This is a genomic window from Pseudomonas sp. P7779 (genome assembly GCF_013386315.1).
GTDB lineage: Bacteria > Pseudomonadota > Gammaproteobacteria > Pseudomonadales > Pseudomonadaceae > Aquipseudomonas.
Genome location: NZ_JACARZ010000014.1, coordinates 13,724 through 38,910, shown reverse-complemented (window position 1 = coordinate 38,910; position 25,187 = coordinate 13,724). Strand labels below are relative to the sequence as shown.

Annotated in this window: 24 protein-coding genes; 8 read left to right on the top strand and 16 right to left on the bottom strand. The window is 61.3% G+C overall.

What is annotated here, in order from left to right:
* Positions 1-37 precede the first annotated feature (37 nt).
* Complete coding sequence (locus HX869_RS04710; protein WP_256736748.1) at positions 38-502, bottom strand: Lrp/AsnC family transcriptional regulator; 465 nt, start codon at positions 500-502, stop codon at positions 38-40.
* Positions 503-661: 159 nt separating this feature from the next.
* Between HX869_RS04710 and HX869_RS04705 the strand changes: the two genes are divergently transcribed.
* From HX869_RS04705 to dkgB, 4 genes are all read left to right on the top strand, one after another.
* A complete protein-coding gene (locus HX869_RS04705) occupies positions 662-2,488 on the top strand; it encodes a tyrosinase family protein (RefSeq protein ID WP_177019720.1) in 1,827 nt (608 codons plus the stop codon).
* A complete protein-coding gene (locus HX869_RS04700) occupies positions 2,485-4,221 on the top strand; it encodes a hypothetical protein (RefSeq protein WP_178902807.1) in 1,737 nt (578 codons plus the stop codon). Before HX869_RS04705 ends, HX869_RS04700 begins: the two co-directional genes overlap by 4 nt.
* Before the next feature lie 65 nt (positions 4,222-4,286).
* Positions 4,287-5,897 (top strand): hypothetical protein, encoded by a 1,611-nt coding sequence (locus HX869_RS04695; protein ID WP_177019721.1) that lies wholly within the window; start codon positions 4,287-4,289, stop codon positions 5,895-5,897.
* 293 nt (positions 5,898-6,190) lie between these two features.
* Positions 6,191-6,994, top strand: coding sequence for a 2,5-didehydrogluconate reductase DkgB (gene dkgB / locus HX869_RS04690; RefSeq protein ID WP_178902806.1), 804 nt, complete (start codon positions 6,191-6,193; stop codon positions 6,992-6,994).
* On the opposite strand, the gene HX869_RS04685 is transcribed toward dkgB, so the two are convergent.
* The 13 genes from HX869_RS04685 to HX869_RS04625 form a co-directional block, all read right to left on the bottom strand.
* Complete coding sequence (locus tag HX869_RS04685) at positions 6,991-7,422, bottom strand: hypothetical protein (protein ID WP_003211555.1); 432 nt, start codon at positions 7,420-7,422, stop codon at positions 6,991-6,993. The two genes, dkgB and HX869_RS04685, sit on opposite strands and share 4 nt — an antisense overlap.
* A 135-nt stretch (positions 7,423-7,557) precedes the next feature.
* Positions 7,558-11,193: a transporter substrate-binding domain-containing protein gene (locus HX869_RS04680; protein WP_178902805.1), complete on the bottom strand. Its 3,636-nt coding sequence runs from the start codon at positions 11,191-11,193 to the stop codon at positions 7,558-7,560.
* 1 nt (position 11,194) lies between these two features.
* A complete protein-coding gene (locus HX869_RS04675; protein WP_003211560.1) occupies positions 11,195-11,821 on the bottom strand; it encodes a response regulator transcription factor in 627 nt (208 codons plus the stop codon).
* 293 nt (positions 11,822-12,114) lie between these two features.
* Positions 12,115-12,831 carry an MgtC/SapB family protein gene (locus tag HX869_RS04670; protein WP_003211562.1) on the bottom strand — a complete coding sequence of 239 codons (717 nt, stop codon included), beginning with the start codon at positions 12,829-12,831 and terminating at the stop codon, positions 12,115-12,117.
* Positions 12,832-13,375: 544 nt separating this feature from the next.
* On the bottom strand, positions 13,376-13,717 hold the full coding sequence (locus HX869_RS04665) for an FKBP-type peptidyl-prolyl cis-trans isomerase (RefSeq protein WP_003211564.1): 342 nt from the start codon (positions 13,715-13,717) through the stop codon (positions 13,376-13,378).
* A 22-nt stretch (positions 13,718-13,739) separates the two neighbouring features.
* Complete coding sequence (locus HX869_RS04660; protein ID WP_023658938.1) at positions 13,740-14,360, bottom strand: hypothetical protein; 621 nt, start codon at positions 14,358-14,360, stop codon at positions 13,740-13,742.
* 232 nt (positions 14,361-14,592) lie between these two features.
* Positions 14,593-15,048, bottom strand: a complete 456-nt coding sequence (locus tag HX869_RS04655) for a RidA family protein (protein ID WP_102369370.1) — start codon at positions 15,046-15,048, stop codon at positions 14,593-14,595.
* Positions 15,045-15,929 carry a PhzF family phenazine biosynthesis protein gene (locus tag HX869_RS04650; RefSeq protein ID WP_177009746.1) on the bottom strand — a complete coding sequence of 295 codons (885 nt, stop codon included), beginning with the start codon at positions 15,927-15,929 and terminating at the stop codon, positions 15,045-15,047. Before HX869_RS04650 ends, HX869_RS04655 begins: the two co-directional genes overlap by 4 nt.
* Positions 15,926-16,966: an ABC transporter substrate-binding protein gene (locus HX869_RS04645; protein ID WP_178902804.1), complete on the bottom strand. Its 1,041-nt coding sequence runs from the start codon at positions 16,964-16,966 to the stop codon at positions 15,926-15,928. The genes HX869_RS04650 and HX869_RS04645 overlap by 4 nt, the downstream gene beginning before the upstream one ends.
* 25 nt (positions 16,967-16,991) lie before the next feature.
* Positions 16,992-17,756, bottom strand: a complete 765-nt coding sequence (locus tag HX869_RS04640) for an ABC transporter permease (RefSeq protein WP_008435867.1) — start codon at positions 17,754-17,756, stop codon at positions 16,992-16,994.
* On the bottom strand, positions 17,753-18,571 hold the full coding sequence (locus tag HX869_RS04635) for an ABC transporter ATP-binding protein (protein WP_178902803.1): 819 nt from the start codon (positions 18,569-18,571) through the stop codon (positions 17,753-17,755). Before HX869_RS04635 ends, HX869_RS04640 begins: the two co-directional genes overlap by 4 nt.
* 133 nt (positions 18,572-18,704) lie before the next feature.
* Complete coding sequence (locus HX869_RS04630; RefSeq protein WP_003211578.1) at positions 18,705-19,508, bottom strand: AraC family transcriptional regulator; 804 nt, start codon at positions 19,506-19,508, stop codon at positions 18,705-18,707.
* A 113-nt stretch (positions 19,509-19,621) separates the two neighbouring features.
* Positions 19,622-20,590 carry a hypothetical protein gene (locus HX869_RS04625; protein ID WP_178902802.1) on the bottom strand — a complete coding sequence of 323 codons (969 nt, stop codon included), beginning with the start codon at positions 20,588-20,590 and terminating at the stop codon, positions 19,622-19,624.
* A 175-nt stretch (positions 20,591-20,765) separates the two neighbouring features.
* On the opposite strand from HX869_RS04625, the gene HX869_RS04620 reads away from it, so the two are divergent.
* The 3 genes from HX869_RS04620 to HX869_RS04610 all read left to right on the top strand — a co-directional run bounded on the left by HX869_RS04620 (position 20,766) and on the right by HX869_RS04610 (position 22,927).
* Entirely contained in the window at positions 20,766-22,262 is a 1,497-nt protein-coding gene (locus tag HX869_RS04620; protein WP_003211582.1) for a PAS domain S-box protein, read from the top strand.
* Positions 22,263-22,394: 132 nt separating this feature from the next.
* The gene (locus HX869_RS04615) at positions 22,395-22,646 is read left to right on the top strand and encodes a CsbD family protein (protein ID WP_003211583.1); all 252 of its coding nucleotides are present in this window, start codon (positions 22,395-22,397) and stop codon (positions 22,644-22,646) included.
* Positions 22,647-22,657: 11 nt separating this feature from the next.
* Positions 22,658-22,927: a DUF1652 domain-containing protein gene (locus HX869_RS04610; RefSeq protein WP_003211585.1), complete on the top strand. Its 270-nt coding sequence runs from the start codon at positions 22,658-22,660 to the stop codon at positions 22,925-22,927.
* 90 nt (positions 22,928-23,017) lie between these two features.
* Here HX869_RS04610 and HX869_RS04605 read toward each other — a convergent pair whose 3' ends face one another.
* Both HX869_RS04605 and HX869_RS04600 read right to left on the bottom strand, forming a co-directional pair.
* Positions 23,018-24,211 (bottom strand): MFS transporter, encoded by a 1,194-nt coding sequence (locus tag HX869_RS04605; RefSeq protein WP_102369374.1) that lies wholly within the window; start codon positions 24,209-24,211, stop codon positions 23,018-23,020.
* A 153-nt stretch (positions 24,212-24,364) separates the two neighbouring features.
* Entirely contained in the window at positions 24,365-24,673 is a 309-nt protein-coding gene (locus tag HX869_RS04600) for an RcnB family protein (RefSeq protein ID WP_178902801.1), read from the bottom strand.
* 160 nt (positions 24,674-24,833) lie between these two features.
* Between HX869_RS04600 and HX869_RS04595 the strand changes: the two genes are divergently transcribed.
* The gene (locus tag HX869_RS04595; protein WP_003211591.1) at positions 24,834-25,184 is read left to right on the top strand and encodes a LemA family protein; all 351 of its coding nucleotides are present in this window, start codon (positions 24,834-24,836) and stop codon (positions 25,182-25,184) included.
* Positions 25,185-25,187: the final 3 nt, after the last annotated feature.

Genomic DNA, 25,187 nt, shown 5'->3' with positions numbered 1-25,187 from the left:
ACCATAAGCGGCCGTTACCGAAGAAACGGATATGTACTCAAACCAAAGACCCCGGCAACGGCAACTCATAAGACTTCTTAACCGTCCGCACCACCAAAGTAGACGAATAAGTACGAATCGGAATATCCCGATAAATCTCTAAAAACCGATAGATATAATCAGTGTACTCAGTGGCATCCCGAAACTTCGCCACCATCACAAAATCAAACTCCCCGGTCAGCAGATAACAGTACTGAATCTCCGGATGACTCGCCAGGATATGCTGCATCTTGCGGTCGATATCATTGCTGTCCCTATCAAGCTTGATCAGGAAGAACGCCGTAACCTGAATCCCAAGCTTGCGCTCATCCAGCACCGCCACCTTGGCCTTGATGATCCCGACACTCTCCAACCGCCTGATACGCCGGTAACAACTGGTTGAAGACAGCCCGACACTGTCACTCAACAACTCCAGACTCTGACTGCAATCCCTTTGCAATTTCCCCAGAATCTTCAAATCCATGGCATCTGTCATTTTTTCCATATCTTCCTTGAAAAAACTGCAATGAATCCACCGTAAACACCCACCAATTTGCACAAATCCTGCGCGGTGGCGCACTAACATCAATCCAGCTTAGCAGCCCAGCCAAATCAGGCACCGGGGCCGCATGAGAGGGATCTTATGATAGTCGCGAAACCGACATGGGCCACCGATATCCACGGCCTATTCAGCGCCCCCTACTGGATCCCCCAAGAGCAACGCGCCGCCGTCGCCGCCTCCTGGGTGGGCTGCATGAACGCCTACTTCGTATTCCTCGAAGACCCCGCCTCCGTCAAGACCTGGTCCGAAACCATCTACCAGCACCTGGCCTCCCGCAGCATGCCGCTGACCCTCGACCAGCAGCAGTTCTGGCCCATCGACGCGCTGGAAACCTTCAGGCTGTGGGTCAACCAGGGCTGGCGCCTCACTCCCGCCTCACCGTTCGACGAGGCAGAACGCATCCCCCCACCCGACCTGCCTCACCCGGTCAAACGCGTGCGCCAGGACATTCGCGCACTGACACAGGAACAACTGAACCTATACCGCTCACGCCTCGATGACGTAATGCAGGTGGCCAACGCCGACAGCGGCTCCCCGTGGCAGCGCTACGCCTATATCCACACCAACTGGTGCCTGCATTACCAGGAAGCGTTTGCCCTGTGGCACCGGGCCTATCTACTGTACCTGGAAGCGCTGATCGACTGCCCCATCCCCTACTGGGACTGGATGGCCGAAGACGCCAGTGTCGACGGCAGCCCCCAGGCCGGCTTGCCCCAGGCGTTTCTCGATGAAACCTACGTGCACCCGCACACCGGCGAGGTTCGCCCTAATCCGTTGCGCTACGCCGCTGCCAAGGACGGTTGTTCGAAGGTCTGTGAAAAAGCCAGGGTACCCGGTGTGGACTGCCGCTTCGTGCAACGCAACCCGCTGTTCTACACCCAGGGCGAGACGCAGCGCGTCGAACGCACCCAGTTGTACGGCATGAGCCGGATTTTCCAGCAACAGGTGGTCGATGCCCTGAAGTTCAACACCTTCAGCCAGCCCCAGGGCGTGCCAGGTTATCCCTGGGCGAACATCCCGGTGTTTGATCCCCCCCAGGAAGATGACCTGTACCCCAACCGCGCGCTGAATTTCGACGGGCTCTACGAGCAGCCCCACGACAACTATCACGGCTGGATCGGCGGCGACATGGCTGACAACGCCTACACCGCGTTCGACCCGGTGTTCAGCTCCTACCACGCCAATATCGACCGGATGCTGGAGGTCTGGATCCGCGCCCACCCGGCAGCGCAGTACACCACCCAGTGCCTGCTCCAGCCGTTTGCCGGCAGCGAGGCCGACGATGTCACCTTCACCAGTGCCGACGCCTGGCGCTACACCACCCTGGGGGACATGGCCCAGGACAGTCGGCATATCGGCTATGACTACGGTGTGCCCGTCGCACCGCCCTTTGGCACCCGCCGCCCGGCCGCAAAAGCCTGCTGCCAGCAAAGTTCGACGCCGATGCAAGCGCAGGAACAAACCGCAAGCCTGGGCCCGTGGGTGGTGTTCGACCATGTGCGCTGCACCCACGACACCTACCTGATCGACGTATTCCTCAACCAGCCCGACGCCACGCCGCAGCAGGTGAGCGCCGACAATCCGCACTATGTCGGGCGCTTCAGTCGCATCGGCATGGGCCTGGTGGATGACAAGGGCCGCTGCATCACCCATGGCGTGTCACGCGCGCTGAATGCCGCGCGCACTGCTGCCGCATTGAACCTTCGCCCCACTGACACCACGCAGTTATCCGTGGTGGTGACCCATCTCGATAGTGCCCGGGTGTTGACGCCGCAGGAGTACGCGCCGCTGCCTGGCTTTATCGCCCAACTGGTGTGGGACGACCCGCGCCAAACCGTCGCCGGCCCTGCTCCCAGTGCCGGTTGCTGCTCCGTTTCCACCACAACAACACCTGGAGAATCGACATGAGCACACCCTTCAAACAATTCACCTCTCCCGCCGGGCAAGCTCCCAAGGACTACAACAAGCTGGGCCTGGAAAACCAGTTGCCGCAGTTTGAAACCGACTGGAACAACGACCTCACCGGCTGGACCCAGTCTGCGATCATCGGCAACCCGTGGTCGGGCCTCAATGACGCGCCGCGCTCGGGCTATTACAACCCACTGGTGGAAGGTTACGGCCCCACCACGCCGCCGGCGATTACCTGGGCGCCCTTCCCCAATCGGCTGTGGACGTTTTTCTACAACAACGGCACGGCGGTGATTCCACAGTTGGGCGGCAAGGCCATGTCCATGCAACAGGTGATGGAGCTGACCGACAACGGCCAGATTACGATCAACAACACCCTGTACATGCTCTACGACCCGAACAAGCAAGGCACCCTGCTGCAACTGCCCGTCACTCGCTGCCCGAGCATCGACTGGCAAGGCAAGTACAAGGATTTCTCGCCCTCTGGCCCCCGTGGCTGGCTTGACGAATATTGCGAGTGGTCCATCGTGCGTGATGCCGACGGCAACATGCGCAAGATCACCTTCACTTGCGAAAACCCGGCGTATTTCCTGGCCATGTGGCGCATCGATCCGACTGCTGTACTGGGGCTGTATCGCGACTACATCGACCCACAGGTGCAACTCGAAGACCTGTACCTGCGCTACACCGCCGACTGCCCGACCGGTAAGGCCGGCGACCCGGTCATCGACCCCACCACCGGTCAACCGGCCTACGACACCGTCAACAAATGGAACGCCGGCACCGCCTGTGTGCCAGGCCAGTACGGCGGTGCGATGCACCTGACCTCCGGCCCCAACACCCTGAGCGCCGAGGTGTACCTGGCTGCCGCGGCGACCATCCTGCGGCCATTGAGCAGCAGCCAGAATACCCAGGCGTTGATCTGCTGCGCGCAATACGGGCAGAACTACCGCAACTCCGATCCGCATATCGGTTTCTCGGCCAACAGCGTGGCAGTGAACAACCGGCTGTCGCTGACCAACCCCATCGGCCTGTACCTGCAACAACCCACCGACTTCTCGGCGTGGAAAGGCCCCCAGGGCCAGGACGTCAGCCAGTACTGGAAAATCACCCGTGGCACCGCCAAGTCCGCCGCCAACGGCTCCGACCAGATTCTGCAAGCGGTGTTTGAAGTGCCGGTCAGCGCCGGGTTCTCGATCAACGACATCACCATCAGCGGCCAGCCGATCGACTACGTGTGGGTGATTGCCCAGCAGTTGCTGGTGGGCCTGAGTGTGACAACCACGCCCATCAGCCCGACGCCGGATTCCTGCCCGTGCGTGACGGACCGGGTCAACGGTGTGCAACCCTGGCCGGTACAGCTGTTGCCGCTGGACCTGTTCTACGGGCAGTCACCCACCGACCTGCCGGCCTGGCTGGCACCCGGCACCAGCGGGCAGTTTGCCCTGGTGGTGCAAGGCGCCGACCTCAAGACCACCGCCGAGACGGCGCGGGTGCAATTCTCCAATCCTGGGGTGACGGCGCAGGTCACAAAGTTCCTGCCGGATGCCTCGGCCATCCCCGGGCAAACCAACTCCGGTGGCACCCAGGGCTACCTGCTGACCATCACCGTAAGCCCCACTGCCGCACCGGGGCTGGTGACAGTGCGCGCCCTCAACCCGGGCGAAGCCGATAACCCCAGCGCGACGGAACACCCATGGGAATCCGGATTGGCGCTGGTGCCTGGCGCCTGACTGATACAGCCCATCAGCCGCACCCACCCAGGGTGCGGCTTTACCTGCTTGCAAGGAGCGCGATGATGTCCAGGTTACGCTTGAGTGTTTTATCGCTGCTGACCAGTGTGGTGCTGAGCCTGTTTGCCATGCAGGCCGCCTACGCATCCCCCACTTCCGACGCCGACGCTTGCGTGCAGCAACAGTTGGTGTTCAACCCGAAAAGCGGCGGCTTCCTGCCGATCAACAACTTCAACGCCACCGGCCAGAGCTTCATGAATTGCTTTGGCTGGCAGTTGTTCATTGCCCTGAACTGGCCGGTGAATCCCGGTTGGCCAGCCACACCTGCCCTCGCGGGTGAGCCGGACATGAACAGTACCCTGGCGCAATTCGGCGTACCGACTGCCTCCGGGCAGCCGATGAGCGTGGCGCCGGTATGGGCCAGCTACAAGGATGCCAACGATATCTTCCTGCCCGGCGCGCCCGCGCCCACCGGCTGGGGCGTGCAAACCCTGGTGCCGTCCAATTGCAGCACCCAGGGCAGCCTCAGGGCGATGTCGGTGGGGGCGCGCAAGTTCATGACCGCCACCTCCGAAAGCGCGATCAACGCGCGGCATGGGTTTCACCTGTCCAGCGGCACCCTGGCCTCGATTCCGGACCCGATCATGGAAGCCTCCGGCGGCTGGCTAACGGACCAGTCGCAGAACCTGGTGTTTTTTGAACGCAAGGTGGGCAAAGCCGAGTTCGACTACATCGTCAGCAAAGGGCTGTACGACGCGGCCAACCAGCTGAAAGTCGCGCAGAACCTCGACAACCAGAACCCCGGCGGGCTGTCCTTGCCCATCGGTGAACCCATGCGCTCGCTGCCGCCCAACCCGGTGCCGCAGGAGCAACTGGGAGCTCTGGAGGTCAAGGCAGCATGGCGAATCCTCACCGGCAAACCCGAGCTCTACGGACGTTACCTGACCACCGTCGCCTGGCTCAAAAACCCGGCCACCTTGCAGTGCACCCAGCAGGTGGTGGGCCTGGTGGGCCTGCATATCATCAACAAGACCCAGGCCTCGCCCAACTTTATCTGGACCACCTTCGAGCAGGTAGACAACGTGCCGGAACCCGACCAGGTGCCGCCACAACAAACGCCGCCCGACAGCTTTGCCTTCAATAACCCGAACTGCGGCACCGGCCCCGAATGCACGCCGAACGTGGCGCGTATCCAGTGCAAGCAGCAGCATCCGGACCGCGACTGCACCGAGCCGTTTCCACGGGACCAACCCGTGCAGACCACCCGGGAACATCCGCTGCCCACTGAACTGCAGGCGCTTAACGGCGCGGTGCAGGCCAATTTCGCCCAGCAGAGCCAGGGCAAGTCGGTGTTCCAGTACTACAAATTGATCAACGTACTCTGGACCCTCACCCCTAACCCGCCCACCCAGCCGGAACCGGGTGTCAGTGCGCAAGTGCCGCTGTCCTACGGGCCATTTATCAGCCAGGGCAACGTACCGGTGGCCAACACCACCCTGGAGACCTACGTCCAGGGCGATAACTGCAATGCCTGTCATCAGTACGCGACCATCGCCGGCAGCTCGACCCTGGCCTCGGACTTTTCGTTCCTGTTCAACAGTGCCGATTCGGCCAGCAAGAAAAGCCTGGTCAAGCGCGTAAAAGCCTTCCAGACCCTCAAGGACAGTTCACCCTGAACTCGACTGTTCAGACCGCTGCTCAAGGTTTCTCGGTGCTGTAAGGCCTTGAGCATTTGGTCCTTGCGCTAGCTCCTGCTGGTTAAAAGAGGCGCCCCTTATCAAGTAACGCCCGAAATGTCCGACAGCCCCCCGCGTCTACCCGGTAAGACCGCTCTCGAGGGATATCGTGTGGCCACCCACCGGCCACTCATGACTTTTGGTAAAGAGTCCTTTTCGGATTCAGCGGTTTTTCCGAAGGAACGAGAGGCCGATACTCGACTCCATTGTTCACACCACTTCAGGAGTCACTCATGTCCATTCCCGCATTCGGCCTCGGCACGTTCCGCCTGCAAGGCCAGGTCGTCATCGACTCCGTCAGCACCGGCCTGGAGCTGGGCTATCGCGTCATCGACACCGCACAAATCTACGAAAACGAAGCCGACGTCGGCCAGGCCATCGCCGACAGCGGCATCCCACGGGACGAACTGTTCATCACCAGCAAGATCTGGATCGCCAACTTCGCCGAAGGCCATCTGATTCCCAGCCTCAAGGAAAGCCTGCGCAAACTCCAGACCGACTACCTGGACCTGACCCTGATCCACTGGCCATCGCCGGAAGACCAGGTACCGGTCGCCGAGTTCATGGGCCAGTTGCTGGAAGCCAAGCGCCAGGGCCTGACCCGCCAGATCGGTATTTCCAACTTCACCGTCGACCTGATGAAGCAGGCAATTGCCGCCGTCGGTGCCGAGCACATCGCGACCAACCAGGTGGAACTGCACCCGTACCTGCAAAACCGCACCGTGGCGGAGTTTGCCAAGGCCCATGGCATCCAAATCACTTCCTACATGACCCTGGCCTACGGCGAAGTGCTGAAGGACCCGGTGATCCAGCAGATCGCCGAACGTCATCAGGCAACCCCGGCGCAAGTGACCCTGGCGTGGGCCATGCAACTGGGCTACGCGGTGATCCCGTCGTCGACCAAACGCGCCAACCTGGCCAGCAACCTCAAGGCTCTGGACCTGACCCTGAGTGACGCTGACATGGCGCAGATCGCCGCCCTGGAGCGTGGCCATCGGCTGACCAGCCCCAAAGGCATCGCGCCGAACTGGGACTAAGCCGCAGGGCTGCCGGACAACTCCCGCAGCCACGGCAACACCCGCAACCCGTCGGTGGCTGACGGCGGGTCGATGATGTCCATGAAGTGTTCAAGGTTGATGCTGTCCGGGGTACCCGGCAGGCGCACCAGCAGGGTTGGTGCGGCGGCCGGCGTGCCCAGTTCGCGGATATCGTAGACCAGCACATGGCGAATCTGCGGGTGCTGTTCCTGGAAGGCCAGCACCCCGCCGTCGCTGTCTGCCAGCCCGGCGTTGATGATCAGCACATCGAACGGCCTGGCCGGAATCGCCGTGAGGATCCGCACTTCTTCGAACGTCTGCACCGGAACGATGCGGTAGTAGCCCAGTTGGTTGAGCATTTTTTCGATGTACAGTCGTTGCAGATGCTGTTCATCGGCGATCAGGAGGGTCAGTGCTTTGTTTGGCATGGCGAACACCTGAGCAAGAAGCGCTCGTGAAGGACTGGACGCACTATTTTCCAGACATATTCCGAAGACTAAATAAGGCTTGTTCCACCTTCACGTAGGAGTTGTCCCAAACAGCTCAATACCCCTCCGCACCGGTCAAGTCTGATTGCAATACCCCGACAGCGCGTGGTGCAGGTGCGCGAGCGCTTCATCCATGCCATCGACGGCACTGGCCAATTCGTCGCGGGCCTGACGTTCACAAACGCTTTCCAATACCTCGCAGCAAACCATCAGTGCATGGGCCTTGACCATCTTTGCCCCGCCCTTGGTGCGATGGGCCAGGTCATGCAGGCCGGCAAAGTCTGCCTTGCGTTGCAGGTTCACCAGCTGCCCATGGTCTGCCTCGAGGCTGTCGAGCAAGGGCGCCAGCAGCTCCTTCACCGCGTCGATATCCCCGCCGGTCAGTTTCTCAAGGTGGCTCAAGTCAAAGCCTGCCGCCAGCTCATCCGTGGTGCCGGGCGCCACCGAAGGTGTGGCCGTGCGCCGCGCCAGGGCCGCATGCAAATCCTCAAGCCCGGTGGGTTTGAACAGGCAGCCATCCATGCCCGCCTGCCGGCAGCGCTCGGCTTCCTCGGGCTGGGCGTTGGCGGTAAACCCCAGCAACAGGCACGGCGCCAGGCCACGCTCGCCCTCAAGGGTGCGGATATCCCGCGCCAACTCATAACCGTCCTTGAACGGCATATTGCAGTCGGTAATCACCCCGTCAAAATGCCCGGACAGCCACAACTCAAGCCCCTCGACACCATCTTCGGCGGTGGTGATCCGGTGCCCCAGGAAGCTCAATTGCCGGGCCAGCAGCAGCCGGTTGGCCGGGTAGTCATCCACCACCAGAATGTTCAGCGCGTGGGCCGGCGGAGTTTCCACGGCAACCGGTACGGGCGGCATCAGCGTGGTGTCGGCGACTGCCAGCTCCAGGGTGACATCCACCCGAGTGCCCTGCCCCAGCAGGCTGCTCAATTGCAATTGTCCCCCCATCATCTCGCACAGGTTGCGGCTGATGACCAGGCCCAGGCCCGAACCGCTGCGCGCCGATTGCGCAGTGTTGCTGCCCTGGATAAACGGGTTGAACAGGCGCTTCTGGTCTTCGACACTGATGCCGATGCCGGTGTCTTCCACCCACAGCCTGAGGTTCAAGTAGCCGCTGGCAATCGCCGACGAGCCGGACGCGCCAAGCCGCACCCGGCCGTGAGGGGTGAACTTGATCGCGTTGCTCAAAAGGTTCGACACCACTTGCTTGAAGCGCATCGGGTCCACCAGCACGTACCGATCAATCAGCGGGTCGAGCTCCACCTGCAGTACCAGGCCCCTGGCCCGCGCCAGCCCCTCGAAAACCCGCGCCACCGACGCCAGCAACTCGTGCAGGTTCGAAGGCTCGAGGGTCAGGGACAGGTGGCCCGATTCTATACGCGCGATATCGAGGATATCGCCGATCAATTCCAGCATGCCCCGCGACGCATCGGCGGCCACCTCCAGCGCATCGCGGTCGGCCCGGTTCTGCTCGGCGGCTTTCAGGGCCAGTTCGATCATGCCGATCACGGCGTTCATGGGCGTGCGGATTTCATGGCTCATGGTCGCGAGAAACGTGGTCTTGGCGCGGTTGGCCGCGTCGGCATCCTCCTTGGCCTCCTGCAACTGGCCGAGCAGTTGCTGCCTTTCGCTGACATCCACCCAGCCGGCGATCATGCCCACCACCTGCTCATTACCGTCGCGGTACGGCAGCATCCAGTGGTAGATGGTCAGGACCGCACCGCCCGGCACCTTGAGCACGCGGTCCTGGATCTGTGGCTCGCCCCGCTCCATCAAGCGCAGGTAATCCTGATGAAAAGACTCGGCCTGGGGGCGATTGCCGGTGTCGGTCTCGACCACGGTTTTACCGGTCACGTCCTCCAGCTTGAAACCGAACACATCAAGGTAAGCGCTATTGCATGCCATCAGCCGGCCCAGGCGATCACGCACATAAATCGGATGGGGCGTGCCGTCGATCAGCACGCCCATAAAGCGCATCTGATCACTCAGCGCCCGTTCGGCCTCGACGCGCTTGCGTATCAGCTGACGCAGATAAATCGCCCAGCCGAGGGTGATCAGCAACAGCAGCGCCGCCAGGCTGAAACCTTGAATAATCGCATTGCGGTGCCGCGCCCAGTAGCTGTCTTCAACCAATACCTCGCTACGCCAGTGGCCAGCCAATTCGTCCATTTCCTGGGGCGTAATACTCAGCAGCGCCTTGTCGAGGATCGAATACAACTCCAGTTGGCTGCGGTTGACGCCAAAGGCTATGCGGGCCGGCTCGGACCCGACCGTGCTGGTGATCCGCAACCGGTCACGGTACTCGCGGGCAATCATGTAGCGGGCGCTGATCAAGGTATTGACGGCGGCATCGGCACCGCCATCGGCCACCAGCTCCATGCCGTGCTCGGGGTTCTCGACGTCCACGAACTTGATGCTCGGATAGTCCTGGGCGATGCCCTCCTGCAGGCTATTGCTGCCAATCAGCGCCAGGCGCTTGCCGGCCATGTCTTCCAGGGTCAGGGGGCTGCTGTCATCAATGCGACTGACCAACACAAACGGATTGGTCAGGTAAGGCCGGGTAATGCGCACCTTGTCCGTGCGCTCGACGCTGGGGGTGACCACCGCAATCATGTCCGCACCACCGGTGTTGACCCTGTCGATTTGCCGGAGCATCGAGGTGCCGGGAATGAAGTCAAACTTCAATCCCGTGCGCAAGCTGATGCGGGCCAGCACCTCGGCGCTCAACCCTTCGAACGCGCCCTGCTTGTCGATAAATGAAACCGGCAGGAACTTGTCGAGTACCGCGACCTTGATCCTCGGGTTCTTGTCCAGCCAACGCTGTTCACTGGCACTCAAGCGCAGCCGGTCCGCCCCCAGGAACCCCAGGTTGCCGGCACTCCAGCGCCGCAGGATTTCCATCTGCTCGCTGACCGGGATCACCGCCAGTGCCGCATTGATGATCGGCAGCAGGCGCGCGTTGTCCCGGGAAAATGCAAACGCGAAGGGATTGACCTCAAGTGACGAGAAGTCGGCCATGCGGACGTTGTTCAGGTGGTTCCTGTTGATCAGGTAGTTGGTGCTGATTGCATCGCCGAGGTAAACATCTGCATGGCCGAACGCAACCGCGCCGATGGCCTCGAAGGTTGAAGGGAACAGCTGGATCCGGGCATTGGGGTAAAACGCCTGCACCGCGTCAGGCTGCATGTAGTGATAAAACATCGCCACACGTTTATCGGCCAGGTCGCTGCTCAGGCCCTGGCTGTCACCCGTGCGGGTGACCAGGGTCGGTTGATCCATGGCATAGGAGCGCGAGAGTACCAGCTGCGGGTCTGCCGCCTCGTAGCCGTTGGCAGATCCCACAAAATCCACCTCGCCACGCTTGAGCGCGGTGATGACTTCATCGCGATTGTCGTAGCGGCGCACTTCTATCGTGATGTTCAGCGCATCGGCGATCAGCGACGCGTAATCCGCCGTAATCCCCTCGAGTTCATCGCTGGTGCTCAACTCGAATGGTGCGTAGTCGGGCCCAGAGATCCCCATCAACAACCGGCGCCGTTCGCGCAGCCAGCTCCACTGCGTTTCATGCAACCGTACGGCGGGCGTTTCAATGACGGAATGCCCCAACAGATACAGGGTGCGCGGCTCGCCAAGCGCCAGGCCTTGTGTGCAGAGCGCGCCCAGCAGCACACTTGCGCTGAGCCACAAGACCCGAAAGTTGATCATTTCAGATCAGATGATTGCGCTGGGCGAACTTGGACAAATGCACCACCGACGACATCCGCAGCTTCTCCTTCAGTCGGGTTTTATAAGTGCTGATGGTCTTGTGGCTGAGCAACATGTCCTCGGCAATTTCCTTGTTACCCAACCCCAGCGCCAGCTTCTGCAGTACGGTCAGCTCACGGTCGGAAAGCTCTGCCACCAGGTCCTGCTCGGTGGATTGCAAATCGTCGCGGCGCACCGAGCTGGTGGGCAGGCTCGGAAAGCAGCTGTAGTTGGACATCACGGCCTTGATCGCTTTTTGCAGCTCATCCAGCTCGCCGGTCTTGGCGACAAACCCCATCGCGCCGGCACGCATGCAGCGGGTGGAAAAAAACACCGCCAGGTAGGACGTCAGCACCAGGATCTTGCACGGCAGGCCCAGCGCCTTGATCCGGCTGATCACCTCCAGGCCACCCAGCTTCGGCATCGCCAGGTCGAGGATGATCAGCTCGGGGCGCTCCTCCCGGGCAATCTGCATGGCATCGGCGCCGTTGCCGGCCTCGAAGATCGTGTCGAAGCCTTCCTGCTTCAGCAGATAGCGGACGGTTGCGCGGATAAATGGATGGTCATCCACGATTAAAGCTTTGCTCATAAGGCTCCCCTGGGAGGATTCAGTACCGTTACACATCACACGGGACCTATCTACCTGTGAGAAATGACAGTTCCGACGAACGGAACTGAACAGTCCTACAAGCAGCAGTCGGGTCCCTCCATTTGAACAGCGCATAACCCTAGGTAGGCGGCACCTGCGTGCCTGGCTAGTCGCAAGCGCGCAACCTTACCAATGGAACGGCGTAACAACTGAAGGGATAGTCCCAGCTGAATGTAGGACTTTTCCTCACCACAAGCATAGTAAAGAGCCGGTCCCGGGGGCGCCAAGGCGGCCTAGTCGGTGGTACTCGGACTCCAGAACGCTTGCACCACGAGGGCTGAAGTGGAAATACGCGCCACCAGCGCATCCAGTTCGTCACCGTCTACCGAGGTCACGGCCAGCGTCGCCTCGATTTCCACCTCTTCAGGACCAAAGGGACGTACGTCCACATCACTGGCCGGGTAGTTGCAGCGAGCAAGTTCGGCTTCGAGCAAGGCCAATACCGCCTTCTGCTGGGTACGCCGGGCCACCACATACAGAATGTTGGTCACCTCGGCCGACACCACGTCCAGTGGCTGGCGGTTGATGTTATTGACGATCGGGCGCAGCAGCGTGTTGGCCGCCAGCACAAACAGTGTACCGAGCAGCGCTTCGAGGATCAGGTCGGCACCGGCACAGGCACCCACCGCCGCCGACGCCCAGAGCGTGGCCGCAGTATTCAGGCCGCGCACGTTGCCTTCTTCACGCATGATCACACCGGCACCGAGAAAACCGATGCCCGAGACCACATAGGCCACGACCCGCACCGCCCCTTCGGCGCCGCCCAGGCGGTTGGCCATGTCGACGAAAATCGCCGCTCCCACCGCCACCAGCACGTTGGTGCGCAGCCCCGCTGTGCGCTGGCGGTACTGACGCTCAAACCCGATCAGGCCACCGAGAATGAAGGCCGCGGTGAGGCTGACCAGCGTGTCGATCAGCGAGTTGAGGTTGATGTTGTTGATTGCTTGCATAGGCGTCTTCCCTATTCATGACCAGCCAAACTTACGCGAGGAAACCTTCGGCCAGGTACGACCATCCTGGGCCGTGATTGAGTCACGGGCACGACAGGACAGGCCCGCCCGTCGCAAACGACAGGCGCGTCCGCAGTACCGCGATGCAAGGCATCACGTACTGTTAGCGTCGATGAGAGGGAATTCGGAATCGGGCCAGGACTGGCCGCCATCGAAATGCCGCTTCTCGCTTCTGGGCGAGACAACGGCATCGGAAAAATGCGCGTTATCTTGCCAAGTATGTGCCGGTTATCGAGACCGGCCGACGACTGTCACTCGAACAAGTACCCACTGAGGGTCTCCGCTATTGATGAAAACGCGCGAAGCTTACGCTCCGAATTAATGAGAGTAAACCGTAGGAAAATTTACCCGATGGGTTTGGGCAGGTTCTTCAGGGACGGTTCAGGTACGCACCACTGCGCAGCTCTCCCCCCCGTAGCAGCTGTCGAGCCCAAGCACTGCGCGGCAACTCCCCTGCTTCAACAACATCCATGTTCACCGCCCCTCAATCATCCCGCGTCAGTACTTCCAGCAACTCAATCTCAAACCGCAAATTACTGTTGGGCGTGATATGCGCCCCCATCGAGCGCTCGCCGTAGGCCAGGTGCGCCGGCACAAACAACGTGCGAATGCCGCCAACTTTCATGCCCATCAGCCCCTGGTCCCAGCCCTTGATGACGCGACCGGTGCCGATCACGCACTGAAACGGCTTGCCGCGTTCCCATGAGGAGTCGAACACCGTGCCGTCTTCCAGAGTGCCGGTGTATTGCGTGGTGATCAGGGCGCCTTTGACCACGGTTTTGCCGTCGCCGAGGCGGATGTCGGTGATTTCCAGTTCGGTGCTCATCGTGCTCTCCCGCTATCCAAAGTCACAGCCAATGCCAGAACCGACTCCAGAACCCACGCCCCAGATCATTCTTGCAGCCCGCATATTGCGCCGCATACATCTGCGAACGCGCCTGCACCTTCCCCGCCACCGGCATCAGCCAGGCTTTACTCGCGTAGGTACGCTGCCGGTAACCGCCCCAGCCTTCGTGGTAATTCAGGTACTGGCCGTAGGCATCGTATTTGTATACGCCGTTGATGGTGTAGGTCTTGTCCATGTACCAGCCGACAAAGTCGATGGCGTCGTCAAAGTCCTGCCGGCTGGCGCCGTAGCGTCCGGTGCTTTTCTGGTAGTCGCTCCACACTTCATCCTTGGCCTGGGCGTAGCCGGAGGCCGTAGACACACGACCCCAGGGGATGATCCACAGCAGGTACTTGCGTGGGGTCTTGGCGTCCTGCCGGAAGCCCGATTCCTGATACATGATCGCGAACGGCACCTGGATCGGCACGCCCCAGCGCGCCTGGGTCACCTTGGCAGCGTCGTACCAATCGTCTTTTTCGCGGAAGATGCCGCAGATGTCGTTGGGGGTGCGGGGTGGCGAGGTGCCGCATCCCGCCAATAAGGCGGTGAGCAGCAACAGCCCTGCGGTTTTTCCTGCGTTCAAAAGCTCACCGTCTCGTCGTGAGAATAAAAGGCGGGCAGTTTACTCGTTCGCCGGGGTTCCTGCAGAGGTGAAAGCAACACGAATCCTGTGGCGAGGGAGCTTGCTCCCGCTGGAGCGCGAAGCGCTCCCGGACCGGTTGACGCGGTATGCCTGAGGCACTGTGATCATCGGTTTTGGGGCGGCTGCGCAGCCCAGCGGGAGCAAGCTCCCTCGCCACATTTTGGTGGGTGGCTCAGGCAGTGACGACCGCCGTCAGTTCCAGTTCCAGCAGGCCGTTGCTGGGTAATCCCGCCACGCCCACCGCCGAACGCGCATGCCGGCCGTGCTCGCCAAACAGCTCAATCAACAGTTGCGACGCGCCGTCGACAACCTTGGAGAAGCCCTGGAAACCTTCCCCGCCAAACACAAACCCGCGAACGAACAGGATGCGCTCGACGTTCTCCAGCCCTACCGCCTGGTCCAGCACGCTCAAGGCCCGCAGCACACAGGTCTGCCCTGCTTCGTTGACCAACTCCGGAGAGGTCTGGTCCGTCACCGGCCCGGTAATCACGCTGTCACCCTGCCGACAAACCTGCCCGCTGACATACGCCACGCCTCCATGAATCGTCACCGGCACGTAGTCCCCCTTGGGGCTAGGCGCTTCGGGTAACTCCAGCCCGAGGGCTTGCAGTTTTTCGCGCACGCTCATGCCGGTTCCTCGACAAATTCCACATGCCCACCCAGCCAGCAACCTTGCACCTGCCCCGCTTCATCCCGGCGAAACCGCAGGGAGATTTGCGAAGGTCGGCCCATGGCCCGGCCCTGGCGGATGTGCACCGGGCGATCATCTGCCGTCACCAGGCCATTCTCCAACAAGCCAAACGCCAACGCGGCAGCCGCGATGCCGGTGGCGGCGTCTTCCGGGTAACCCGAGGACTTGGGAAACTGCCGCGCATCAAACTGTCGCCCGTCCAGATCCGATGGCGCATAGGGGTACAAACCGGTGGAGCCGATGCGCTCGCACAGTTGCTGCATCCGCCGGTAATCCGGTTTCAGGCTATCCAGTACCGCCACGCTTTTCAGCGCGATCAGGGTTTTCACCCGGCTGGTGCAAGCGTTCTGAATCGGCAGCGGTGCCAGTTCGTTGGAAGTGATGCCGAGCACCGACAGAATCTCGGCCTCGACTTCGGCATCGTTCAACGCCTCGACCTGGCCCTTGGGCTGGCTGATTTCCACCTGGATATCCGGGGTGCCCGCAGCGGTGATCCGCGCATCCACCGGACCGCTCAGGGTCGATAACGTCAGGCGGTCCTTGTGCAGCATGCCCAACCGATCCAGCAGCCACACCGCTCCCACGGTGGCGTGGCCGCACATTTCCATCTCGTGGTTGGGCACCCAGAAGCGCAAGGCAAAATCGAACTCGCTGCCAACCGGTGCGGCGAACACAAAGCCGCACTCATGGCCATAGTCGCGGGCGACCTGCTGCATGTCGGCATCGCTCATGCCATCGGCGACGGCCACGGTTGGCGCGGGGTTGCCGCCACGGGCGGTGGCGGGAAAAACATTGACCAGGTGAACCTCGGGCGTCATTTCGCCTCTCCCTGAAGGGTGGAAACAGTCGGCGCCACGGCGTCGACGATGGAGTTGGTGTAGACCTGCTGCGGGTCGAGTTCGACCGGGTCGCTCTCCACAGCGTTCATGAAGCGGATGTTTTTCTCAACGCCGTCTTTCTCGATGCGCGGCGTGGCCGGGTAGGACGGTAGCGAAGCGGTCCAGGCAGCATTGAAGATGGCGGCGTCGGTGTTGGCGAAATACGGGCGCACCGACTCGCGGGCCTTGTCCGGGTCGCTTGCAATCAGGTGTTCGGCACGCCACAGGGCGCGGACCATTTTTTCGGCCGTGACCTTGTTGCTGGCCAGCCAGTCTTCACGGGCAATCATCGCAGTGAAGAGGAAGCCGTCCAGGGGTTTGTATTCGCCCTTGGCCAGGTCCATCAACACAAAGCCGCCTTGCTTCTCGGCGGTGGTGATGGTGGGTGGCGACAGCGAGAAGCCGTTGATGCTGCCCTGGGAAAACGCCGCGAGCATGTTTGGCGCGCCGCCGATGGGCATGATGGTGAAGTCTTTGTCCGGGTTGAGCCCCGCATCCTTGGCCAGGTAGCGCACCAGCATGTCGGTGGTGCTGCCAGGGCCGGTGACGCCGATCTTCAAGCCCTTGAGGGCCTGGGCACGGGCGGCCAGGGATGAGGTGGCCGACACGCCGGCCTTTTGCGCCGAGGCACCGTCGATCACCACGGTGCTGCCGAACTGGGTCTGCACGGCGGCGAATGCCTGGACATTCTGGCCTTTGGTGCGGGCGCGCACCGCGACGGCGGGCAGGCCGACGTACGCATCCGCATCACGCCCCAGCACGGCGGTGAGTGCTGCCGAGCCGCCTTTCTGGAATACGATGACGTCCACATTCAGGCCTTCATCGGCGAAGTAGCCTTGCTTCTGCGCGACGTAGATCGGCACATAGAGGAAGCCTTCGCTGGGGAACGCCAGGGTGACTTTAGTCAGGTCCCGGGCCTGCGCGGCGGGCAGGTATGAAGCGAGTAAAACGCTGGCGATGAACAGTGGTTTGAACATGATCAAGCTCCACAAAAATAAGGGGTTAAACCGCAACTTCACGTTCCGCTTCGTTGGCCTTCCACGGCATCAACTTGCGTTCGGCCAGCTTCACCGCCGTGTTCAGGATCAGCGCGAGGGCGATGATGCCCACCAGTGCGGCAAATACACCGGCGGTATCGAACTGCGAGGCTGCATCCGAGAGCAGGTAGCCCAGGCCCCGGTTGGCGGCGATGATCTCGCCCACCAGCGCGCCGATCAGCGCATAGGGCACCGACAGGCGCAGGCCGGTGAATACCCAGGTGAAAGCGGACGGGATGACCACCATGGTCAGCAGGTCGCGCTCCTTGGCGCCCATCAGGCGCAGGATGGTCAGTTGCTCGCGGGACACGTTGCGCACGCCGCTGTAGGTATTGAGGAACACCAGGAAGAACACCACGGCCGCGGTCAGGATGACTTTCATCGGCAAGCCGATGCCGAACCAGAGGATGAACAGCGGCGCCAGCGCGACTTTCGGCAAGCTGTAGAAGGCAGTCAGGAACGGGTCGAGAATATCCGCCAGCAGCTTGGCGCGGCCCAGCACCAAACCGGCGATCAAGCCTGCGAGGGAGCCGAAGAAGAAGCCCAGCACGGCTTCCAGGGTGGTGATGCCGGCGTGATAGAAGAACACCCCGTTCATGAGGATTTTCCACAGGCTTTGCGCCACCGCCGAAGGCCGGCTGATGAAAAATTCCACGCCGAACCAGCGGGACACACACTCCCAGAACACCAGCAGGAAAATCAGGAACAGCAAGCGATAGACCTGGATCATACGACCTCCAGCGAGTGAGCCAATGAGGCGGGATCGGCAGCACCGGCGACGTCGGGCGCCAAGCGTTTCCAGAGGGAGGCGCAGAGTTCCACGTAGCGTGGGTCGGAGCGCAATTGCACCAGGTTGCGTTCACCGCCCAAGGGAATATCGAGCACATGGTCGATGGTGCCCGGGCGACCGGCGAACACCACGCAGCGGTCCGCCAGCGCGATGGCTTCATCGACATCGTGGGTGACGAACAGCACGGTCTTGTTGAGCTTGCGGCACAGGCGCAAGAGTTCGGTCTGCAGGGTCAGGCGCATCTGCGCATCAAGGGCGCCGAAGGGTTCGTCCATCAGCAGGGTTTCCGGGTCGCTGGCCATCAAGCGCGCCATGGCCGCGCGTTTGCGCATGCCGCCGGAAAGCTGGTTGGGGTAGCTTTCGCCAAAACCGGTGAGGCCCACCAGCGCCATCAGCTCATCGACGCGACTGTCGATCCGGGCCTTGGGCATGCGGCGGATTTGCAGCGGCACGGCGATGTTGCCGGCCACGGTGCGCCACGGCAGCAAGTGGTCGGACTGGGTCATGTAGCCGACACGGGTGTTGACGCCCTTGACCTCGGCGCCGTCGTAATGCACCTGGCCCTCCGTGGGGCCGAAGAGCCCGGCGGTCATGTTGAGCAAGGTGGACTTGCCGCACCCCGAAGGGCCGACCAGGGTGATGATTTCGCCCCGCTGAACTTCAAGCGATACGTTGCGCACGGCCACAAACTGGCGGCCCTCGACTTTGAAGCTTTTTTGCACCCCTGCGAAGCTGATAAAGGGTTTTGCACTCACCGCCCCTCCTCGTCCGGTAGGCCGGACTTGTTTGTTGTTGACGGGGTGAGGATGAACGGATGACGGATTTGCGGCGCACGGGATCGGGCCGGATCATGCGCGGGATCGGGACATCAAAAAAGTTGAGGCGGTATCAGCCGCGGCGCCACTCATCCGGCGACACGCCCAGCACCCGGCGAAACACATGGGCCAGGTGTGACGGTGACTCATAGCCGACGTTATTGGCGATCTCCAGCACCGACATGCGGGTGTGCCGCAACAACGTCTGCGCGCGCTCCAGGCGCAGGCGCTGGACGTACGCCAGCACCGTCTCGCCGGTGTGCAGCGCGAACAGCCGGGTCAGATGGCGGCGCGACATGTGAAACGTCTCGGCGATTTCATCCAGCCCCGGCGCATGTTCGAGGTTGCCTTCCACGTACGCCTTGACGTCACGCACCAGCATGGCGCCGTGGCGCTCGGTAGATGAGCGTTGCAGACTCGGCTGGCTGAGGGAAATCGCCAGGCATTCGAGCAGCAGCAAGTGATCGGCCTGGGCCACCTGGCGGCGGCGGTCGATGTACAGGTCGGGTTGGCTGAAGGCTTTTTTTGCCAGGAGCAGATGGTGCAACGGCGCGGAGGTTTGCCAGATGCCCAGGGTGGGCACGCGCAGCAAGCGGTTGGCGTCACCGGACAGGTCACGCAAGGCGTAGTGCATGTAGTCGGGGTCGACGTAGAACGCCACGTGGCCCTGGCTGGCGGTGAGTGACGAGGAGGAATGGCTGGATTGCGGCGGCACCAGTACGAACTGGCGGTCGATCACCGAGGTGGTGCGCCCGCTTTCTTCATCCTTGAAACGCAACAGGCCGTGCTCGGGCACCATCAGCATGAATTCGTCGTGGGCATGGGCCCCGGTTTCATAGGCGCCGTTGGAGTTGAAGACGCTGTAGATGTCGCGCATCGCCAGGCACTGCCAGTGGATGTTGGAGTGCTGACACTAGCATGTTTGGTGCCAGCGAAGCATTGTGGCGAGGGAGCTTGCTCCCTCGCCACATAGATCACCTCAGGTCATGATCAGGCCAACGGTACACGACGGGTGGAAATCGCCAGGCGACCCACACCGAAGCTCAACGCTGCGCCCAGCAGCAACATCAACAAGGTGCTCCACGCAGCACGGGACAGTTGCTTGGCCGCGACTTCACCGGCTTCACGGGCTTTCTGTTCAGCCTGTTGCTTCAGTTCGTCAACCTTCTGCACGGCCTGCTGGTAGGCCTGGGCGTAGTTGTCGACAATCTGGGTGGCCTCAGCCTGGCTCTTGCCGGTACGGGCCGCAACAATATTGACCAGTGCCTGCTTGTCCGCCGCGTTCAACGCCGGCTCACCGGAAGCCTTGACCCGCTCGAACCACTGCTTCAATTCATCACCAGCCTGGGCTGGGTTGGTCGCGGCATCGTTGGCCGACTGCTTGCCGTCCGCAGCCGCCTGATCGGCTTTTTGCTCAACGTTGGCCGGGGCCAGTTCAGGTTTGCCGCTCTGCTTGAGCAGTGTGTCGAGCTGACCTTGCAGGCTGTTCCAGTCCAGCTTGATGCCCTGCTCATTCAGTTGCTGCTTGACGCTGTCGCTGATAACCGGCGCCACGGCGGCGATCCCGCTGCCGGCAGCCGACAGGCCCTTGCCGACGACATTGCCCGCCGCTCCCACAACGCTGGTGGCCAGCGCGGCCAGCAGCCAGGTGGTGAGCAAGGTGGTGATGGTCCAGCTCAGCACGCCGTGCAGGCCGCCGCGATCCGGCGCGGTGCGCCCGGCCACGAATGCACCGGCACCGATTGCCAGCAGCGTCGAGACAAACAGCCAGATCCCGGCACCGGTGCCGAAACCGCTCAGCGGGTTACCCGCGGCCATCGGGTCTACCGCGCTGGCGCCAATCGCGGTGCCAAGTACGCTCAATACCAGATAGGTCACCAGGGCAATTGCACTACCGGCCAATACCGAGCCCCAGGACACACGAAACAGCGAACGGTTGGTTTCATAGACAGTGGTCATGTTAAATCCTTTGAACAGTGGGTAGGTGGCCAGTTTGGCGAGGCACCTGCCCTGCGGTCTCGACACAATTGCACTAGGCGCACTGGTGCATTCGCACCCCGCGCCGGGCACTTTCTCTGCACTATCCTGAGCCTCAGGTGTCGTACTTCCCATGCGACTTACCCCAGGAGAAACCATGAGCCAGGCCGTCCTCGCCAAAGAAACCAACCGCCGCCAACTGCAGCAGATCATCTCCGGCTTGTCCGATGGGGTGATCCTCGCCGAGGCCGACCAGACCATACTCTGGGCCAATGAAGCCGCGCTGCTGATGCATGGCGTGGATAAAGTCGAAGACCTGGGTGCCAACACCAAGGAATACGCCGCGCGCTTTGCCTTGCGGTATCGCAACAACCACCCGTTGGTGCTGGAGAATTATCCTCTGAGCCGGGTGGCAGACGGTGAAGAGTTCAGCGATGTGGTGGTGGAAGTCACCCCCACCGGCGACGAGGAAAAAGTCTGGGTGCATCGCCTGCGCAGCCTGGTGCTCGACGACGCGTCGGGCGAGCCGGAATTGCTGGTGTTGATCCTGAGCGACGCCACCGAATGGGCCAGCGCCGAACAGCGCTTCGAAAAGACCTTTAATGCCAACCCGGCGCCGGCGGTGATTTGCCGCCTGAGCGACCTGCGCTACATCAAGGTCAACCAGGGCTTCCTGGAGATGACCGGCTACAACCGCGACCAGGTGATCGGCCACTCGGTGTATGAACTGGACGTGCTGGAACAGGCCGAAAACAAGGACCTGGCCGTCAAGCGCCTGGGCGAAGGCGCGACCATTCCACAGATGCAAGCCGAACTGAAACTGCCCGAAGGCGGCAGCAAACTGGTGATCGTGGCCGGCCAGCCGCTGGACATGAATGAGGAAGACTGCATGCTGTTTTCCTTCACCGACCTGGAGCCTCGCCGCAAGGCCGAAACCGCCCTGCGTCAGAGCGAGGAACGCTTCGCCAAGTCGTTCCGCCTGACGCCGGTGCCGACCCTGGTGTGCAACGCCGCCAACCGCCAGGTGGTGGATATCAACGAAGCCTTCATGACCATCACCGGCTATACCAGTGAAGAACTGATCGGCAAATCCATCGAAGACATCGACTTTATCGACAGCCCCCAGGCCTGCACGCAACTGTTCACCACCCTGGAAAAAGCCGGCAACCTCGACGGCCTCGACCTGAAGATTCGCAAGAAAGGCAATGAGCTGATCGACTGTGTGCTGTCTGCCGACACCGTCAGTATCCAGGATGTGCCCTGCTACCTGCTGGTGCTGATGAACATCACCGAACGCAAGCGCTCCGAGCTGGAACTGGTGGCCGCGATCGAGGAAGTGATGCAGGACGCCTCATGGTTCAGCCAGACGCTGATTGAAAAACTGGCCAACGCCAAGAGCGTCAACAGCCCCAATGTACCGAACATTTCCTTTACCGACCTGACCGCCCGCGAGCGCGACGTACTGGGGTTGATTTGCGAAGGCCTGGCCGACAAGGAAATCGCTTCGCGCCTGAAACTGGCACCCAACACCGTGCGTAACCATGTGGCCACGGTGTACTCCAAACTGGGGGTGCATAGCCGTAGTGCAGCCATCGTGTGGGCCCGTGAGCGCGGGCTGTTTGCCGGTGAGTTGCGGGTTAAAAAGCCGAAATAGAGTGCAAATGCACTAGTGAGACCGGTGCAAATTCGCCTTATTGCGCGGGGGTGCACTGCTTAACCTTGAAGGGTGGGCACAGGGCTTCGGGTCCTGTGCCGTTGAGATGTCATGCCCTTTAAGGAATCCATCATGAAAAGCGAACAAGTCAAAGGCGCCGTGGAAAAAGTGGCCGGCAAGGCTCAAGGTTTTCTGGGTGATCTGACCGGTGACGAACGTCTCCAGGCCGAGGGAGTAGCTCGCCAGGCCGCTGGCCAGTTGCAGCAAACCTACGGTGACGCGCTGGACACCGTCGGCGATTTCGCCAAGCAAAAACCCCTGGCAACGGTTGCGATCGTCGCCGGTGTCGGCCTGCTGCTGGGCCTGTTGCTGCGTCGTCGCTGAGGAGAACCCTGATGTTTACGCTCTCCCAACTGCGCAACTGCATCGAAGAGGCCCTGTCGCCCCTGACCTGCGAATTCACCCTGTGCCGTGACGCGTCGTTGACGCTCAAGGTCTTCGACGCCGAAAGCGGCCGGGTGGATTTGGTGGTCACCGGGATCAGCGTCAACAAGCTGCAGACCCCGCAGGAAGTGGAAAAGATGGTCGACGAGTTGCGGTACGAATTGCAGAGCAACACCGTCGGTAAACTCAGGCTGGATGACCTGCCGCTGCGCCCTTTGTAGGAGCAGGCTTGCTCGCGAAAAACGCCCAGGCACCGCGTTCATTCAGGCGTGGCGCGTTATCGTTAACGACCTTCGTGAGCAAGCGTGCTCCTACAGTATGTCGCGGGCTTTCAACGACGCCCCGATAAAATAGAACACCCCTCCCCCGACAATGAACGCTGCCAACATGTAGAACATGTAGTGGGCCGGCAGGTTGGCCAGCACCAGCCCGCACAGCACTGGCCCCAGGGCAGCACCGAGGTTGGAGAGGTTTTGCGCCCCGTAGTACATGCCCCGCAGGTTGTCCGGGGCGATGCGGTCGATGAACATGTACTCGGCCGGAAACACCACGATTTCGCCCACGGTGAAAATCGCCATCGCCAGGATCCACCACCACACGTTGCTCGCCAGAGCAAAGCCAATCACCCCCAGCATGAACATGCCCAGGCCGAAGATCAGCCACTGGCTCAGGTAGCGGTGGGAAATGCGCCGGCCAATCGCGTATTGCAGGGCAATCACCAACACCGCGTTGGTGGTGAGTACCGCGCTGATGATGGTGTAGGTGTATTCGGCGGTAGTGGTGGTCACCAGGTACTGCGACAGGTACGCGGTGAACTGGCCGAACACCACGGCACTGAGCAGGCCGCCGACGGTGAAGCACACCAGTCGGTGATCCCGCAGCAATACACGCCCCACCGCGAGGAACGACACCGGCTTTTGCGTGGTGTCTACCGTGGCCAGCGTGCGGTCGCCCCAACGCCAGTACAGCAGGAAAAAACCGAAGCCCAGGACCGCCGACAGGATAAACGGCAAGCTGATATCGAGCTTGGCCACCATCGCGCCAAAAAACGGCCCTACGGCATAGCCGATATTGGTCAGGGTGTACTTGATGGAAAACGCTTCGCTGCGCTCATCTTCCGGCAACAGGCTGGCAAACCCGGACTTGATCGCGATGTCGATCACCGCGTACGCCAGGTTGATCAGGATCAGGCAGCTGTAGAACGACCAGATTTCCCGGGCCAGCACCGTGCCGATAAACCCCAGGGCAAACACCACACTCAAGCTGAGCAATAGCCTGTAGCTGTTGATGCGGTCTACCAGGAAACCGCCGTAGACACTCAGCAGCGAGCCGACGATCAGCGAGCTGCCGATCACCAGGCCGACCTGGCTGATGTCGAGGGCAAAGTGGTTGGTGAGGTAGATCACCAGGTACGGAAAGGTGATGGCTTTGGCCAGGGTGAGGATCAGCGTGGCCGACAACAACAGGTTCACGGTACGCGGGTAATTTCTTATTGTGGCAAGCATCCTGCTCTCATTCCGGTCAAGGTAAAGGGACCATTGCGGCCCGCAGCGGACGTACCTTAACGCAAAACAAGAAGAAAAAAATGCTGGTTTATGCATTTATGCAAAAATCAAATCCAGCGGGATGAAGCGCGATCACCCATCCCGCCGAACGCTTTATTTTTTAACGGGGGTGATGTCGAGAATCGTGCCGTTGGTGGTTTTGAGCAATACGTACTTGTCGTTCACTCGAGCCCACTGGCTGTCTTCTTCCGGCTGCTTCAGGCCACGTTTCTTCCAGTCGGCAATGGCCGACTCCTTACGCATCAGAATGTCTGGCGCACGGTCTCCCGTCTTGAGGTCGCGGGTATTGATATTCGAAGGCTGCACGGTTTTTTGCGGGGTATCTGCGGCCTGGACGGTGAGACTCGCGGGAGAGAGGCTCGCGGCAACCAGCAGGCAGGCAACAAGGGATTTGGACTTCATGGGCACTTCCTTCAATGAATGACGCGTAAAGATTCCGACCGCAGCGGCGTGGAATCATTCAGCGCCGTGATGGAAGCGGCAGATGGATGGGCGGCCAGCGACCGGGCCGGCGATTAATCAGATAAGATTGGTTCCTTTTTCCAGCCGCTCAGGAATTCCAATGACTGGTACCCACGTCATCATCATTTTCGTGACCGTTGTCACCTTGCTCGCGCTCTACGTGTTCGGCACCTACAGGGAACTGGTGGCCCTGCTTGATCGCTGCAAAAAAGCCTTCGGCCAATTCAAGGAGGCCGAACAACAATTGGCGGCGGCGCAAAATGCCTCGTCACCCAGCGCAGAAATCGCCAGCCTGGAAAGCCGTGTCGCGTTCACCCGCCAGCTCTTCCACGACTCGGTCAACAACTACAACACCTACAAGCACAAGTCGCCGACCTCGGTGGTGGCCGAGCTGCTCGGGCATCGTGATGATGTCAGCCTGTCGGGGTTCGAGGCCAAGCGTACGGTCTGACCT

What these genes read in the sequence shown, in the direction of transcription:
- HX869_RS04710 (WP_256736748.1), bottom strand. Translation starts at nt 502, where the DNA reads ATGGATTTGAAGATTCTGGGGAAATTGCAAAGGGATTGCAGTCAGAGT.
- HX869_RS04705 (WP_177019720.1), top strand. Translation starts at nt 662, where the DNA reads ATGATAGTCGCGAAACCGACATGGGCCACCGATATCCACGGCCTATTC.
- HX869_RS04700 (WP_178902807.1), top strand. Translation starts at nt 2,485, where the DNA reads ATGAGCACACCCTTCAAACAATTCACCTCTCCCGCCGGGCAAGCTCCC.
- HX869_RS04695 (WP_177019721.1), top strand. Translation starts at nt 4,287, where the DNA reads ATGTCCAGGTTACGCTTGAGTGTTTTATCGCTGCTGACCAGTGTGGTG.
- dkgB (WP_178902806.1), top strand. Translation starts at nt 6,191, where the DNA reads ATGTCCATTCCCGCATTCGGCCTCGGCACGTTCCGCCTGCAAGGCCAG.
- HX869_RS04685 (WP_003211555.1), bottom strand. Translation starts at nt 7,422, where the DNA reads ATGCCAAACAAAGCACTGACCCTCCTGATCGCCGATGAACAGCATCTG.
- HX869_RS04680 (WP_178902805.1), bottom strand. Translation starts at nt 11,193, where the DNA reads ATGATCAACTTTCGGGTCTTGTGGCTCAGCGCAAGTGTGCTGCTGGGC.
- HX869_RS04675 (WP_003211560.1), bottom strand. Translation starts at nt 11,821, where the DNA reads ATGAGCAAAGCTTTAATCGTGGATGACCATCCATTTATCCGCGCAACC.
- HX869_RS04670 (WP_003211562.1), bottom strand. Translation starts at nt 12,831, where the DNA reads ATGCAAGCAATCAACAACATCAACCTCAACTCGCTGATCGACACGCTG.
- HX869_RS04665 (WP_003211564.1), bottom strand. Translation starts at nt 13,717, where the DNA reads ATGAGCACCGAACTGGAAATCACCGACATCCGCCTCGGCGACGGCAAA.
- HX869_RS04655 (WP_102369370.1), bottom strand. Translation starts at nt 15,048, where the DNA reads ATGAGCGTGCGCGAAAAACTGCAAGCCCTCGGGCTGGAGTTACCCGAA.
- HX869_RS04650 (WP_177009746.1), bottom strand. Translation starts at nt 15,929, where the DNA reads ATGACGCCCGAGGTTCACCTGGTCAATGTTTTTCCCGCCACCGCCCGT.
- HX869_RS04645 (WP_178902804.1), bottom strand. Translation starts at nt 16,966, where the DNA reads ATGTTCAAACCACTGTTCATCGCCAGCGTTTTACTCGCTTCATACCTG.
- HX869_RS04640 (WP_008435867.1), bottom strand. Translation starts at nt 17,756, where the DNA reads ATGATCCAGGTCTATCGCTTGCTGTTCCTGATTTTCCTGCTGGTGTTC.
- HX869_RS04630 (WP_003211578.1), bottom strand. Translation starts at nt 19,508, where the DNA reads ATGCGCGACATCTACAGCGTCTTCAACTCCAACGGCGCCTATGAAACC.
- HX869_RS04625 (WP_178902802.1), bottom strand. Translation starts at nt 20,590, where the DNA reads ATGACCACTGTCTATGAAACCAACCGTTCGCTGTTTCGTGTGTCCTGG.
- HX869_RS04620 (WP_003211582.1), top strand. Translation starts at nt 20,766, where the DNA reads ATGAGCCAGGCCGTCCTCGCCAAAGAAACCAACCGCCGCCAACTGCAG.
- HX869_RS04615 (WP_003211583.1), top strand. Translation starts at nt 22,395, where the DNA reads ATGAAAAGCGAACAAGTCAAAGGCGCCGTGGAAAAAGTGGCCGGCAAG.
- HX869_RS04610 (WP_003211585.1), top strand. Translation starts at nt 22,658, where the DNA reads ATGTTTACGCTCTCCCAACTGCGCAACTGCATCGAAGAGGCCCTGTCG.
- HX869_RS04605 (WP_102369374.1), bottom strand. Translation starts at nt 24,211, where the DNA reads ATGCTTGCCACAATAAGAAATTACCCGCGTACCGTGAACCTGTTGTTG.
- HX869_RS04600 (WP_178902801.1), bottom strand. Translation starts at nt 24,673, where the DNA reads ATGAAGTCCAAATCCCTTGTTGCCTGCCTGCTGGTTGCCGCGAGCCTC.
- HX869_RS04595 (WP_003211591.1), top strand. Translation starts at nt 24,834, where the DNA reads ATGACTGGTACCCACGTCATCATCATTTTCGTGACCGTTGTCACCTTG.